The organism is Azoarcus sp. TTM-91 (assembly GCF_012911025.1).
Taxonomy (GTDB): Bacteria; Pseudomonadota; Gammaproteobacteria; order Burkholderiales; family Rhodocyclaceae; genus Azoarcus.
Window position 1 is genome coordinate 1 of the sequence record NZ_WUEI01000029.1, and the last position, 12528, is coordinate 12528.

At 69.4% G+C, this 12528-nt stretch carries 15 protein-coding genes; 5 read left to right on the top strand and 10 right to left on the bottom strand.

Going from position 1 to position 12528, the window contains the following annotated elements; translation table 11 throughout:
* Positions 1 to 130: 130 nt before the first annotated feature.
* Positions 131 to 559 carry an alternative ribosome rescue aminoacyl-tRNA hydrolase ArfB gene (gene arfB, locus GRF61_RS10465; RefSeq protein WP_169150601.1) on the top strand — a complete coding sequence of 143 codons (429 nt, stop codon included), beginning with the start codon at positions 131 to 133 and terminating at the stop codon, positions 557 to 559.
* Positions 560 to 589: 30 nt separating this feature from the next.
* Here the strand turns inward: arfB and gorA are convergent, their stop codons facing one another.
* A complete protein-coding gene (gene gorA, locus GRF61_RS10470) occupies positions 590 to 1945 on the bottom strand; it encodes a glutathione-disulfide reductase (protein ID WP_169150602.1) in 1356 nt (451 codons plus the stop codon).
* A 157-nt stretch (positions 1946 to 2102) separates the two neighbouring features.
* Here gorA and GRF61_RS10475 point away from each other — a divergent pair, with 157 nt between their 5' ends.
* Positions 2103 to 3278 (top strand): DUF805 domain-containing protein, encoded by a 1176-nt coding sequence (locus GRF61_RS10475; protein ID WP_169150603.1) that lies wholly within the window; start codon positions 2103 to 2105, stop codon positions 3276 to 3278.
* A 62-nt stretch (positions 3279 to 3340) separates the two neighbouring features.
* Here the strand turns inward: GRF61_RS10475 and GRF61_RS10480 are convergent, their stop codons facing one another.
* The 4 genes from GRF61_RS10480 to GRF61_RS10495 form a co-directional block, all read right to left on the bottom strand.
* Positions 3341 to 3640, bottom strand: a complete 300-nt coding sequence (locus tag GRF61_RS10480; RefSeq protein WP_169150604.1) for a hypothetical protein — start codon at positions 3638 to 3640, stop codon at positions 3341 to 3343.
* A gap of 89 nt (positions 3641 to 3729) precedes the next feature.
* Positions 3730 to 3936 (bottom strand): hypothetical protein, encoded by a 207-nt coding sequence (locus GRF61_RS10485; protein ID WP_169150605.1) that lies wholly within the window; start codon positions 3934 to 3936, stop codon positions 3730 to 3732.
* Positions 3937 to 3959: 23 nt separating this feature from the next.
* Positions 3960 to 4973 carry a DnaJ C-terminal domain-containing protein gene (locus GRF61_RS10490; protein WP_248281193.1) on the bottom strand — a complete coding sequence of 338 codons (1014 nt, stop codon included), beginning with the start codon at positions 4971 to 4973 and terminating at the stop codon, positions 3960 to 3962.
* Entirely contained in the window at positions 4957 to 6162 is a 1206-nt protein-coding gene (locus tag GRF61_RS10495; RefSeq protein ID WP_169150606.1) for an alpha/beta fold hydrolase, read from the bottom strand. Before GRF61_RS10495 ends, GRF61_RS10490 begins: the two co-directional genes overlap by 17 nt.
* Before the next feature lie 274 nt (positions 6163 to 6436).
* Between GRF61_RS10495 and GRF61_RS10500 the strand changes: the two genes are divergently transcribed.
* The 3 genes from GRF61_RS10500 (at position 6437) to GRF61_RS10510 (ending at position 7527) form a co-directional block, all read left to right on the top strand.
* Entirely contained in the window at positions 6437 to 6646 is a 210-nt protein-coding gene (locus GRF61_RS10500; RefSeq protein WP_169150607.1) for a dodecin, read from the top strand.
* Between the two features lie 171 nt (positions 6647 to 6817).
* Positions 6818 to 7303, top strand: a complete 486-nt coding sequence (locus GRF61_RS10505; protein ID WP_169150608.1) for an acyl-CoA thioesterase — start codon at positions 6818 to 6820, stop codon at positions 7301 to 7303.
* Positions 7300 to 7527, top strand: a complete 228-nt coding sequence (locus GRF61_RS10510) for a VF530 family protein (protein ID WP_169150609.1) — start codon at positions 7300 to 7302, stop codon at positions 7525 to 7527. Before GRF61_RS10505 ends, GRF61_RS10510 begins: the two co-directional genes overlap by 4 nt.
* Before the next feature lie 55 nt (positions 7528 to 7582).
* Here the strand turns inward: GRF61_RS10510 and purT are convergent, their stop codons facing one another.
* The 5 genes from purT to GRF61_RS10535 all read right to left on the bottom strand — a co-directional run bounded on the left by purT (position 7583) and on the right by GRF61_RS10535 (position 12453).
* Positions 7583 to 8776, bottom strand: coding sequence for a formate-dependent phosphoribosylglycinamide formyltransferase (purT, locus tag GRF61_RS10515; RefSeq protein WP_169150610.1), 1194 nt, complete (start codon positions 8774 to 8776; stop codon positions 7583 to 7585).
* Positions 8777 to 8912: 136 nt separating this feature from the next.
* On the bottom strand, positions 8913 to 9575 hold the full coding sequence (locus GRF61_RS10520; RefSeq protein ID WP_348982379.1) for an ABC-type transport auxiliary lipoprotein family protein: 663 nt from the start codon (positions 9573 to 9575) through the stop codon (positions 8913 to 8915).
* Positions 9572 to 10510, bottom strand: coding sequence for an MlaD family protein (locus GRF61_RS10525; RefSeq protein WP_169150611.1), 939 nt, complete (start codon positions 10508 to 10510; stop codon positions 9572 to 9574). Before GRF61_RS10525 ends, GRF61_RS10520 begins: the two co-directional genes overlap by 4 nt.
* Positions 10511 to 10522: 12 nt before the next feature.
* Positions 10523 to 11299 carry an ATP-binding cassette domain-containing protein gene (locus GRF61_RS10530; RefSeq protein WP_348982380.1) on the bottom strand — a complete coding sequence of 259 codons (777 nt, stop codon included), beginning with the start codon at positions 11297 to 11299 and terminating at the stop codon, positions 10523 to 10525.
* On the bottom strand, positions 11296 to 12453 hold the full coding sequence (locus tag GRF61_RS10535; protein WP_169150612.1) for an ABC transporter permease: 1158 nt from the start codon (positions 12451 to 12453) through the stop codon (positions 11296 to 11298). Before GRF61_RS10535 ends, GRF61_RS10530 begins: the two co-directional genes overlap by 4 nt.
* Positions 12454 to 12528: the final 75 nt, after the last annotated feature.

Genomic DNA, 12528 nt, shown 5'->3' on the forward strand with positions numbered 1-12528 from the left:
GGCTGGGGGCGCGGGCAAAAACAGCGGCGCGGCATCGGCGCAACTTTACCAGCCTCGCGCGGCGGTCGCCCTGGCGGGCCGGGCGGGGCATCATGCCGGCCTTGGCGAGGCGAGCAAGAAAGGGATGCGGATGGAGAGCGATGACAGGCTGGTGGTGAAACCAGGGCTGACGATTCCGCTGGCGGAGATCGTGATGGACGCGATCCGGGCGCAAGGGCCGGGCGGCCAGAACGTGAACAAGGTCTCCAGCGCCATCCACCTGCGTTTTGACATCGGGGCCTCGTCTTTGCCGGAGGCGGTGAAGGCGCGGCTGCTGGCGATGGGCGACCAGCGCATCAGCAGCGCCGGCGTGGTGGTGATCAAGGCCGGCGACAGCCGCAGCCGCGAGGCCAATCGCCAGGAGGCGCTACGGCGCTTGGCGGAACTGGTGGCGCTGGCGGCGCATGTGCCCAAGCACCGGCGGGCGACCAAGCCGACGCTGGGTTCGCAGCGCCGGCGCCTGGAGGGCAAGCGCCAGCGCAGCGAGCTCAAGGCCGGGCGGGGCAAGCTGCGGGAGTGAGTCGATGCCCGCCGCCCGCCGGCGAGTGCCTCAACGCAGCGTGACCAGTTCCTCCGCCGCGGTCGGATGGATGGCGACGGTGGCGTCGAAATCCGCCTTGGTCGCGCCCATGCCGATGGCGACGGCAAAGCCCTGCAGCATCTCGTCCGCGCCGGTGCCGATGATGTGGCAGCCGACCACCTTCTCCTCCTCGCCCACGCAGACCAGCTTCATCGCGGTGCGCGGCTTGTGCTCGGTCAGCGCGTTGTACATGCCGGTGAAGCGGGCGCTGTAGACCTTGACCGCCTCGCCGTGACGCTCCCGCGCGGCGTCCTCGCTGAGACCGACGGTGCCGATGGGCGGGTGGGTGAAGACGACGGTGGGGATCAGGTCGTAGTTCTGCTTGCTGTCCGGCTGGTCGCGAAACAGGCGGGCGGCCAGCTTGCGGCCGGCGCCTATGGCCACCGGCGTCAGCTCCACCTTGCCGACGATGTCGCCGATGGCATAGATGCCGGGCACCGTGGTGTTCTGGTACTCATCGGTTTCCAGCACGCCATGCTTGCCGGCGGTGAGTCCGGCGGCGGCGAGGTTGATGCCGTCGGTGGCGGCTTCGCGGCCTATTGCCCAGATCACCGTGTCGGCCACGCGCTGCACCGCTTTGCCGTCGCCATCCTCGCAGTCGATGCGGATGCTGCCATCCTGCTGTCGCGTCAGGCCACGCACCTGGTGGCGGAAGCAGAGCTGGATGCCGGCATCCTGCATGTGGGTGGCGAGCTCTTCGCGCAGCAGGGCGTCGAAGGGCCGCAGCAGCACCTCGCCGCGCACCAGCAGGTCGACCTCGCTGCCCAGCGCGCGTAGCACGCCGGCCAGTTCCACCGCGATGTAGCCGCTGCCGACCACCGCCACCCGCCGGGGCAGCTGTTCGAGGTCGAAGAAGCCGTCGGAGGTGATGCCCAGCTCGGCGCCCGGCGTTTCCGGCACCACCGGCCGGCCGCCGGTGGCGATGACGATGTGCGGTGCGCTGTAGCGCTCGCCATCCACCTCCACCGTGTTCTTGTCCACGAAGCGACCGAAGCCGCGTATCACCTCGACGCCGGCCTTCTCCAGCATGCCGTCGTAGATGCCGTTCAGGCGCTGCACATAGGCGTCGCGGCGCTGCTTCAGGGTCGGCCAGTCGAAGTCGTGGCCGGCGAGGGTGAAGCCATAGCCGGCGGCATCCTCCAGCGCATGGGCGAGGGTGGCGGCGTACCACATCACCTTCTTCGGCACGCAGCCCACGTTCACGCAGGTGCCGCCCAGGCGGCCAGCCTCGATCAGGGCTACCCGGGCGCCGTACTCGGCCGCCCGGCGCGCGGTGGCCACGCCGCCGCTGCCGCCGCCGATGACGAGATAGTCGAAGGTCTTCATCCCTTGTTCCTTGGTTTTCGGGCTCAGGGGGCGGATGGTAACGCGAGCGCCGTCGAGCGGCCCATCGCGGGCCGCGGACGGCTTTGCATCGGACTCGCAACACGATGTAACTGGCTGCCGCTAGAATCCCCGGCGATCAATGCGAAGGGCATCGTCGATGGATCCGGGCGTCAATCTCATCCTTACCGGCAGCATCCTGCCGGGCCATGCGGCTGCTGACGTGGTGCAGGCGCTTTCCCGCTTGATGGGGCTGCCGGAGGAGAAGATTCCGCCGCTGCTGGCGGGCAGGGAGACCGTGGTGCGGCGCAACCTGGAGGCGGGCAAGGCGCCGCGCTACCTGCATGCGCTGCGCCAGGCGGGAGCGGAGGCGAGGGTGGAGGCCAGCGCTGCTCCGGCCAGCGTGCCGTCGGCGGCCGAAGTCGGGCGCCCGGAACTCGCGCCGGCTGCCTCGGGGGCGAGCGCGCCAGCGGGGGGTGACGAGGCGGCTCGGCCGCCTTTGCGAAGCGATGCCGTCGCCGCCGGTGGCGCTCCAGCGACGGTGCTGGCCTTGGTGGGTGAGGCGCCGGGAGTGGAGATGATGAACTGCCCGTCCTGCGGCGCTGCCCAGCCCAAACGCAACCTCTGCCGCGAGTGCGGCGTGGACATGCCGCGCATGATGGCCGCGCAGACGCAGGCCGCGCGGGCGGAAACGGCGGCGACGCCGGCCCGCGGCGCGGCGGCTGCGCCGCTGGGGCCGTTGTCGCGGGTAGAGCAGGAAGGCAGCGCGGACGGCTACTCGACGCCAGCGGCCTTCTCGCTGTCGCTGGAAGGGCGGGTCGGCCGCCTGCGCTACCTGGCCTATTCCTTCCCGGCCTATGTGCCGCTGTTCGTCGGCGCGCTGTTGGGGGCGGTGCTGGGGCAGGGCACGTCGATGGTGGCGGCGCTGATCATCGGTTCGTTGCTCACCGTGTGGATGGCGCTGCGGGTCAGCGTGTTGCGGCTGCACGATCTCAATCGCAGCGGCAAGTGGGTGCTGCTCGCCATCCTGCTGCCGGTGGCGTCCGGGCTCAGCGGCGCGCCGCTGGGCATGATCGTCAGCGTGGCCTTCTTCATCATCGGTTCGCTGTTGCTGCTGTTCTGGCCGGGCGACATGGGCGCCAACGATTACGGTGACCCGCCGGGCCCCAATACCTTGTGGACTCTCATCGGCGCGGTCGCGGCGGTGGGCTTGTGGATTGCCGGAGGGGCGAACGATGGCGGCGGCCGGCTGGGGCAGATGCTGCCGGGCGAAGCGGCGGAAATGGGGGAGGCGGGTGTGCCGGCGTCAGGCAGCCTCTACTACGACGAAGAGTGAATTGCAGCCGGGGCGGCCCGTGAAGGCCGCCGCGGAAGCGCAGCCGCCTGCGATTCGCGATCTCAGCCGCCGATGCGATGCCGCCGCATCCAGGCCTGGAAGGCGTCCCTGTCGTTGTCGCGGCGCAGGCGGTCGATGTGCAGCACCAGGTTCTCCGCCATGGTGTGCGCGGCGATGGCCGCCATCACCTCCAGGCGGGCTTCAGCGTCCAGCCCATGCTCCACCAGCCGCTGGTCGATTTCGCAGAAGTGGTTGGCCATCAGCCGGCGGGCTTCGGCCTCGTCCAGGGCGAGATCGCCGATGTCCAGCGGATCTTCGGCCTCGATGTCCGCCATCAGGGATTCGATGGATTGCGGTGTCATTGCGGTCTCCCGGTCGGGTTTGGGCAGGGCTGCGGGCAGGTACGCTGCTTGGACAGGCCCTGCCATGCCGGAGTGCCGCCGGAATGGGGTCAGCGGCGCGCTCCGTACTTCTTGAACACCGCGCGGGCGTCTTGTTCCGCACGCTCCTGGGTGCGCAGGCTGGCGTCGTCGTCGTGGAGGGTGAAGAAATCGTCCGCCTGGGCCTTCATGACCGCGGCGATGGCGGCCTTCTCGTTGAGGCCGTAGCGCTCGTAGATCAGGGTGGTGACTTCATCCAGAAACTGTTCGTAGGTCATGGTGCGGTGTCTTTCGTTCCGGTTCAGGCGGGAAGCCAGCGGCTTTCCCACTCTGCGATTTCGGTCAGTTCGGCGGCCAGTGAGCGATCCAGCCTGTCCAGCAGCGGCAGCAGTTCGGCGCTGATGCCGGTGGGCAGGACGGGGCGCAGGGTGACCAGCATGTCGCCGGCGGCACGTTTGCCGTGGCGAGGCAGGCCGGCGCCGCTCAGCCTCAGCTCGGTGGCGCGGCCGTCACCCGGCGGCAAGGGATGATGGCGGAGGCCGGCCGGGTGCGGCAAGGCGATTTCGCCGCCGGCGAGCAGGCGGAACACGCTCAGCGGGCGTTCCAGCAAGAGATCGCGGCCGGCCAGGCGGTAGAGCGGATGCGGGGCAACCTCGATGCGCAGGCGCAGGTCGCCGGCCTCGCCGCCGGCTTCCACCGCCGGGCCACCCTCGCCGCGCAGGCGCAACTCGTCGCCGGCCTGCAGGCCGGGCGGCAGGCGGACTTCCAGGTTGCGCGGGCGTATCTGCCTGCCGCTGCCGCCGCAACTGTCGCAGGGTGCGATCAGCCGGTAGCCGCGGCCATGGCAATGAGTGCAGGCGGTAAGGCCCTCCGTGCCACGGACTCGCCCCGAGCCGTGGCAATGCGGGCAGAGCCGGCTGTGGCTCAGGGTCTGTTCGCCGCTGCCCTGGCAGTCTTCACAGGATGTGCTCTCTTCGCGGACCAGGGTGCGCAGGCCGCCGAGGCAGGCTTCTTCAAGGCTGATTTCCAGCGTTTCCTGGAGGTCGGCACCGCGAGCGGCAGTGTCTGTGTCTGGCGGCGGCCCGGCTGCCGGCTCGGCCGGCGGCAGCCCGTCCAGCAGGCTCTCGAAAGCCGCTCGCAGACGGCGGAAGTGATCGGCGGCGGCCGGGTCGGGGTTGCGGTCCGGGTGCCAGCGCATCGCCAGGCGGCGGAAGGCAAGCTTGATTTCGCCCACGTCCGCGCCCGGGGCAAGGCCGAGCAGCGTATGCGGGTCGTTCGGGCCGTCGTTCATGCCGGCATCAGTTGGGCCACTCATCCTGCTGGGCTCCCTCGGCGGATGCGGATTGCAGGGCGGCGGCCTCCAGGACCTCGCCGGCCACCTTCATCTGCCAGTCGAAGTAAGGGTTGAAGGTGAGGCGCGCATGCACTTTGCCCGGCTCGCGGTAGCCCCAGTCGGAGTACCACACCGGTTCGCCGGCGAGGCAGCGCTGCAAGTCTTCCGCCGCCGGGCCGTTCTCGCACAGCTTCTCGCTGCCGTCCGGTCCATACAGCGGGTTGGCCGGCGAGAACAACACCGCCATGTGGGAAAACTGGCTGATGCGCTGGGCGGGAAGGCGGTCGCTGCGGGCGAGCTGGCGCGCTTCTGCCGGGGCGTCGCCGTACCAGATCAGCCGGCTGGCGGGGTGGGTGAAGAAGCGCGGGAAGCTGTCGCGCAGGTAGGCCACGTCCAGCACCGAGTCGTGCTGGGCGACCACCAGCAGCGCCGGCTTGCTCCAGGGCCGGCGTTCCAGTACTTGGCGCGCGAGTGCGCTGGAGCGGTAGAACTGGCCGAAACCGTTGGTGGGCACGTTGAGGTAGCGCACCCGCGTTTGCTGCCGGCGTTCCGCCTCGGGTTCGCGCAGCCAGGGCTTGAACCAGGCGGCGTAGGGGGCGAGCCAGTCGTAGCCGCTGTCGGATTTGAAGGCCGGGGAAAAGAGCAGCAGGCCGGCGACATCCGGGTCTTCGCTGGCGCGTACCAGCGCCAGGTTGGCGCCGGTGGAGAAGCCGCCGAGGTAGATCGTATCCACTTCCCGCTTCAGCAGCTCGGTCTGCTCCGCCACCACTTGCTGCCAGTCTTCCACTTCCACCGTCATCAGGTCCGCCGGCTTGCTGCCGTGGCCGGGCAGCAGCACGGTGCGTACCAGGTAGCCGCGGGCGGCGAGGGCCGGGCCGATGTCGCTGAAGGAATAGGGCGAGTCGCCCAGGCCGTGGATCAGCAGGATGCCGCGCCGGCCCGGCATGGCGGGCCGCCATTCACTGGGCAGGTTGAGCTCCAGCGCGTCGCTGTCCTGCAGGGCGTCCTGGCGTTGCACACCCAGCCACTCGCGGCTTTCCGCGCGGTAGCGGGAGAAGCTGTCCTGCCCCAGCGGCAGGCCCTGGCGTGGTTTGCCCACGCAGCCGCCGAGCAGGGCGGCGCCGAGCAGCAGCAAGAACCAGGGGCGGAGGGGGCGGGCGAACGGTGACATGGGTGGGCGTTGAGTCCGCGGGGAACCGGCAAGCTATGTTGCGTTGCGTCATTGCGCCAACGATCGAGATGATAGCGCCGTTGCGAAATCGCGGCGCGGCTCTCGGGGCGCCAGGCCGGAGAAGGGAGGATGGGATGGACGAATGGAAAAACCGGCACGGCACGGGAGGGGCCGGCCGGCGAAAGGCGGCACTCCGCCAGGCCCCGGTTTTGCCTGCCTATACTGGACTGAAACACGACAGCCGGACCTCACACCCACCGAAGGAGAGCAAGCCATGGCCGATCATGTGTACAAACTCGTCGAACTCGTCGGTTCTTCCTCGCAGAGCCTGGACGACGCCATCCGCAACGCGATTGAGACCGCCTCGAAGACGCTGCGCCATGTCGAGTGGTTCGAGGTGCTTTCTACCCGGGGCCATGTGGTGGACGGAACGGTGGGGCATTTCCAGGTAACGCTGAAGGTGGGTTTCCGGCTGGAGGCCTGACAAGCCGGCACGGTTGCGGCGCGCCGGGGCAGGCGGAAGGCGGAAACTTTGCGACTTGGTAGTTTCGCGATTTGAGCGCCGGCCGGCGCTGCCTTACCCTGTGCGCGCCCGCAGCCCCCTCACAAGCCTGCATGCGGGCGGCCCACAGGGCGCGGGCGAGCCGGAGTCCCCATGCAACTACCCAATCACCAGCTCAGCATGACGGTGCTGATGACGCCAGACATGTCCAATTTCTCGGGCAACGTCCACGGCGGCACCATCCTCAAGCTGCTGGACGAAGTCGCCTACGCCTGTGCGAGCCGCTACGCCGGGCATTACGTGGTTACGCTGTCGGTGGATCAGGTGATGTTCCGCGAACCCATCCACGTCGGCGAACTGGTCACCTTCCTGGCCTCGGTCAATTTCACCGGCAATACCTCGATGGAAATCGGCATCAAGGTGATGGCGGAGAACATCCGCGCCAAGACGGTGCGGCATGCCAACAGCTGCTTCTTCACCATGGTGGCACTGGGCGACGACGGCAAGCCCACCAAGGTGCCGCCGCTGGTGCCGGAAACCGCGGATGAACAGCGCCGCCACGGCGCCGCGCTGCTGCGCCGGCAGTTGCGCCAGGAGTTCGAGACGCGCCGGCAGGCGCTGGTGCGGGCGCCGCAGTGAGCAGCGGCGGCGCGGGTGATCCGCTGCACGGCGTGACGCTGGCGGCGCTGCTGGAGAAGCTGGTGGAGATCCACGGTTGGGAGGGGCTGGCGCGGCGGGTGAAAGTGCGCTGTTTCAGCCACGAACCCAGCATCGCCTCCAGCCTGAAATTCCTGCGCCGCACGCCGTGGGCACGGGAGCAGGTGGAAGCGCTTTACCTGGAAACGATGTTGCGCTTGCGCTGACCGCTGCAGGCGGCAAAAAAGCCGGGAGCGGGTGCTCCCGGCCTCTGGCGCAGCCTCAGAGTTCGACCTTGACCGCGCCCGCCGCGCGCAGCGCCTTGGCGCGGGCGGCTTCGATGGACTCGTCGCGCGCCAGGGCGACGCCCATGCGGCGCTGGCCCTTGATCTCCGGCTTGCCGAACAGGCGCAGCGCGGTATCCGGCTCGGCCAGCGCAGCGCCCAGGTTGGCGAAGGCCGGCTGGGTGGAGTCGCCTTCCACCAGCACCACCGCCGAGGCGGACGGCCCGAACTGGCGGATGGCCGGGATGGGCAGGCCGAGGATGGCGCGGGCGTGCAGCGCGAACTCCGACAGATCCTGCGAGATCAGCGTCACCAGCCCGGTGTCGTGCGGGCGCGGCGAGACTTCGCTGAACCACACTTGGTCGCCCTTGACGAACAGCTCCACGCCGAACAGGCCGCGGCCGCCCAGCGCGCCGGTCACCAGCCGGGCGATGCGTTCGGACTCGGCCAGCGCCTTGGGGCTCATCGCCTGCGGCTGCCAGGATTCCTGGTAGTCGCCCTTCTCCTGGCGGTGGCCCACAGGCGCGCAGAAGGTGGTGGCGATATCGCTGCCGGCGGCGTGGCGCACGGTGAGCAGGGTGATCTCGTATTCGAAGTCGATGAAGCCCTCGACGATGACGCGGCCCTTGCCGGCGCGGCCGCCTTCCTGGGCGTAGTCCCAGGCCTTCTTCACGTCGGCCTCGCCGCGCAGCAGGCTCTGGCCCTTGCCGGAGGAGCTCATGATGGGCTTGACCACGCAGGGGAAGCCCAGCGCGGCAACCGCGGCAGCGTAATCCTCGTAGCTGTCGGCGAAGCGGTAGGGCGAGGTCGGCAGGCCCAGCTCCTCGGCTGCCAGCCGGCGTATGCCTTCGCGGTTCATGGTGAGCTGGGCGGCGCGGGCGGTGGGCACCACGGTATAGCCCTCGGCTTCCAGCTCGACCAAGGTGGCGGTGGCGATGGCTTCGATCTCCGGCACGATGTAGTGCGGCTTTTCCTGTTCGATGACCGCGCGCAGCGCATCGCCGTCCAGCATGCTGATGACGTGGCTGCGGTGGGCGACCTGCATCGCCGGGGCGTTGGGGTAGCGGTCCACCGCGATGGTTTCGCAGCCGAGGCGTTGAAGCTCGATGACCACTTCCTTGCCCAGCTCGCCGGAGCCGCAGAGCAGGACGCGGGTGGCGGAGGGCGACAGGGGCGTGCCGATACGGGGCATGGGACTTTCCTTGATACGAGGATGCGGGGAATGATGGGCCGGCGCGGGCGGCGCTGTCCGCAGACGACAGCCAGTGCGCGCAGGCGGTATTTTGCCTGTCTGCCGGCCACAGGGCGATGCCGCGGCCGGGGGCGTGTCAGCGGCGGCGCGAGGCGGCTTCCTGCAGTGTCCAGGCCAGTAGCTCTGTGCTCAGCGTGTCCGCCGCGGCACCGAAGGCGCGCACTACCGCCGGCACTTCCTTGCCGTCCACCGGCTGGCGGACTTCGAAGCGACGGGCGACGAGTACGCGCTGGCTGTCCGGCGCCACCAGGCGGGCATCCAGGCGGATCAGCACTTCCGGCTTGCCGTCGCGGTACTCGCTGCGGAAGGCGCCGAGGTCGCTGTCCAGCAGGAAATCGGCCTGCAGCGCGTTGTCGTCGCTGGTGACGGCGGGAATGCGGCCATCGCTGCGGAAGGCTTCGATTAGGCGGTCGCGCAGCAGCACCGGGCCGGGATCGCTCCAGCTCGCGCCCTGGTACACGCTGAGGCGGTCGCCTTCCGGCAGCACGACGATGCGGCGGCTACCGGTGGCGCCGCCGGCACGCGGCGTGGCCACCCGCAAGGACCAGGACAGCGGCGCCGTGTCGGCGGCAGGCCGACTTGCCGCCGGCAGGCGATAGACGTCTATCGGTTCCTGGCTGGGCAGCACCGAGCAGCCTCCCAGCAGCAGCGCGGCAACGGCGGCAGCCGAGAGCAGGGCGCCGCGCAGGGGCGAGGAGGGCATGGTGGGCGCAGCGTCGAAACGGGGGCGGGGTATCACGGCTGGAACTCCTTGCTCTTGTCGGCGCCCAGCAGGTAGCCGGTGGGATTCTCTTCCAGGCGGCGGGTGATGCCGCGCAGCGATTGCAGGGTGCTACGCAACTCGCCGATGGCGGGGCCGATCTCGCTCAGGCCGCGAACACCGCTGTCGAGCTGGCCGCGGTTGTCCGCCACCAGGGAATCCACCGTGACCATGGTGCGCTCGAAGGCAGCCATGGCCTCGCGGGCGCTGTCCAGGGTCTGGCGGCCCTCCTTGTCGAGCAGGCCGTTGGTGGTCTTCATCGCCTGGGTGGCTTCCAGCAGCGCGGCGTTGGCTTGTTCGCTGGCATTGGTGATGGCCTTGAGGGCGTGGGCGATTTCCTCGCGCTGGTCGGCCAGCGAGCTGGTGCTTTGCTCCAGGTTGGCCAGCGTGCGCTCGATGTGGGCGACGTTGGCGGTGGAGAACAGTTCGCGCGCCTGGCTGATCAGTTCATTGACGTTGAGCATGATGTCCTCGCCGCCGCTCATCAGCTTGCTGAAGGGCGAGGGCGAGGCCACGATCACCGCTACCTTGCCGTCCTCGGCCTGCAACGGCGGGCTGTCCGGGTTGATGCCGTTGAGACGGATGATGGAGATGCCGGTGATGCCCGCCAGCGCCAGCCGCGCCTCGGTGTCGGCGCGGATGGGCGCCTGGCTGTCCACCCGTATGCGGGCAAGCACCCGGCGCGGGTCGCGCGGGTCGATCTTGAGGCTGGTGACCTCGCCGATGCGGATGCCGTTGAACTGCACCGCGCTGCCCTGGGAGAGGCCGCTCACCGCCTCGTTGAAGACGATGTCGTAGAAGCTGAACTGCTTGTCGCTGCCGGCTTTGCCCAGCCACAGGCCGAACAGCAGCGCGGCGCCGATCACGATCACCGTGAACAGGCCGATCAGGATGTGATGGGCACGGGTTTCCATGGCGCTTGCTCCCTATTGCCGCGCTGCGGCCTCTTCGGCCGCGCGTCCGCGCGGGCCGTGGAAATAGTCTCTGATCCAGGCATCGTCGGTGGCGGCGACCGCCTCCAGCGTGTCGTTCACCAGCACCCGCTTGCGCGACAGCACGGCGACCCGGTCGGTGATGGTGTAGATGGTGTCCAGGTCGTGGGTGACGAGGAAGACGGTGAGGCCGAGCGCATCGCGCAGGGTCAGGATCAGCTGGTCGAAGGCGGCGGCGCCTATCGGGTCCAGGCCGGCGGTGGGCTCGTCCAGGAACAGGATGTCCGGGTCCAGCGCCAGCGCGCGGGCCAGCGCGGCCCGCTTCACCATGCCGCCGGAGAGGTCGGAAGGGTATTTGGCGCCGGCCTCCGGCGGCAGGCCGGCAAGGGCGATCTTCACCCGGGCGAGGTCGGCCGCATCGGCGGCGGACAGGCCGGCGTGCTCCACCAGCGGCAGGGCAACGTTCTCGCACACCGTCAGCGAGGAAAACAGCGCGCCCTTCTGGAACAGCACGCCGAAGCGGCGCTCCAGTTCGGCGCGGCGGCTGGCGGGCAGCACCAGCAGATCCTCGCCGAATACCTTCACGCTGCCCTCGGCCGGCTTGTTCAGGCCGACGATGGTGCGCAGCAGCACCGACTTGCCGGTGCCGGAGCCACCGACCACGGTGAGGATTTCGCCGCGATGCACGTCCAGATCCAGCTTCTCGTGCACCACCTGGCTGCCGAAGCGGTTGGTGAGGCCGCGCACTTCGATGATGGTTTCCTGGCTCACCAGCCCATCTCCATGCAGAACAGCGCCGCTACCGCATCCAGCAGGATGACGACGAAGATGGACTGCACCACCGCCGAGGTGGTGTGCTCGCCCACGGATTGAGCGCTGCCGCTGACCTTGAAGCCCTCCATGCAACCGATGACGGCGATGAGGAAGGCGAAGACCGGTGCCTTGGCGAGGCCGACGAGGAAGTGGCGCAGGCCGACGTCGTTTTCGAAGATGGAGAGGAACATTACGGGCGAGATGTCCAGCGTCAGCGCACACACCAGCATGCCGCCGACGATGCCGGAGAGCATGGCGATGAAGGTGAGCATGGGCAGCGCCAGCAGCAGCGCGAACACCCGCGGCAGCACCAGCAGCTCTATTGGGTTGAGGCCGAGTACGCGGATGGCGTCTATCTCCTCGTTGGCCTTCATCGAGCCGATCTGCGCGGTGAAGGCGCTGGCGGTGCGGCCGGCGACGAGGATGGCGGTGAGCAGCACGCCGAATTCGCGCAGGAAGGAGAAGGCGACCAGATCGACGGTGAAGATGCTGGCGCCGAAATCCGCCAGCACAGTGGCGCCGAGGAAGGCGACCACCGCGCCGACCAGGAAGGTGAGCAGGGCGACGATGGGCACCGCGTCCAGCGCGGTCTTTTCCAGGTTGGCGACCAGCGAGGTGGTGCGCCAGCGCCAGGGCCGCAGCAGCGTCAGGAACAGGGCTTCCAGCGTGAGGCCGATGAAGCCGAGCAGATCGGTGAGATGGCGGCGGAACACGCCGACGGTGATGCCGACATGCTCCAATACGTCGCCAAGGGCGGAATGGCGGGGATCGACCGGCGGCTCCGGCGGGGCGCCCACCGCCTGCGATACCGCCTGCAGCAGGGCGCGGCGCTCGGCCGGCAGGGCGGAGCTTTCGCCCAGCAGGCCGCCCAGACCTTCCTGGCCGAGCAGGCGCAGCAGCAGGGCGGCACCGGCGGTGTCGAGCGCGCCGAGTTGCGCTGCGTCCACCGCCACACCGGATGGCAGCCGAGCCTGCAGCGCCGCGACTTCGCCGCTCAGCGCGGCGTAGTGCGGCAAGGTCCAGTCGCCGGACAGCCTCAGCTGCTCGCGGCCTTGGTTGGTCGCAAGCTCGGCGTGCCCGGCGCTGCTATCCGCCGATGACGATGCTCTCATGGGGTCGGACTGTAACCGAGTTGGGGCGCCGTCGGCAGCCGGAATGCCGCGGTGCAGCGGCGGCCCCTTTCGCGG

Coding starts and splice junctions, on each gene's coding strand:
- GRF61_RS10500 (WP_169150607.1), top strand. CDS start 6,437: ATGGCCGATCATGTGTACAAACTCGTCGAACTCGTCGGTTCTTCCTCG.
- GRF61_RS10525 (WP_169150611.1), bottom strand. CDS start 10,510: ATGGAAACCCGTGCCCATCACATCCTGATCGGCCTGTTCACGGTGATC.
- gorA (WP_169150602.1), bottom strand. CDS start 1,945: ATGAAGACCTTCGACTATCTCGTCATCGGCGGCGGCAGCGGCGGCGTG.
- GRF61_RS10505 (WP_169150608.1), top strand. CDS start 6,818: ATGCAACTACCCAATCACCAGCTCAGCATGACGGTGCTGATGACGCCA.
- purT (WP_169150610.1), bottom strand. CDS start 8,776: ATGCCCCGTATCGGCACGCCCCTGTCGCCCTCCGCCACCCGCGTCCTG.
- GRF61_RS10535 (WP_169150612.1), bottom strand. CDS start 12,453: ATGAGAGCATCGTCATCGGCGGATAGCAGCGCCGGGCACGCCGAGCTT.
- GRF61_RS10475 (WP_169150603.1), top strand. CDS start 2,103: ATGGATCCGGGCGTCAATCTCATCCTTACCGGCAGCATCCTGCCGGGC.
- GRF61_RS10480 (WP_169150604.1), bottom strand. CDS start 3,640: ATGACACCGCAATCCATCGAATCCCTGATGGCGGACATCGAGGCCGAA.
- arfB (WP_169150601.1), top strand. CDS start 131: ATGGAGAGCGATGACAGGCTGGTGGTGAAACCAGGGCTGACGATTCCG.
- GRF61_RS10495 (WP_169150606.1), bottom strand. CDS start 6,162: ATGTCACCGTTCGCCCGCCCCCTCCGCCCCTGGTTCTTGCTGCTGCTC.
- GRF61_RS10485 (WP_169150605.1), bottom strand. CDS start 3,936: ATGACCTACGAACAGTTTCTGGATGAAGTCACCACCCTGATCTACGAG.
- GRF61_RS10490 (WP_248281193.1), bottom strand. CDS start 4,973: ATGAGTGGCCCAACTGATGCCGGCATGAACGACGGCCCGAACGACCCG.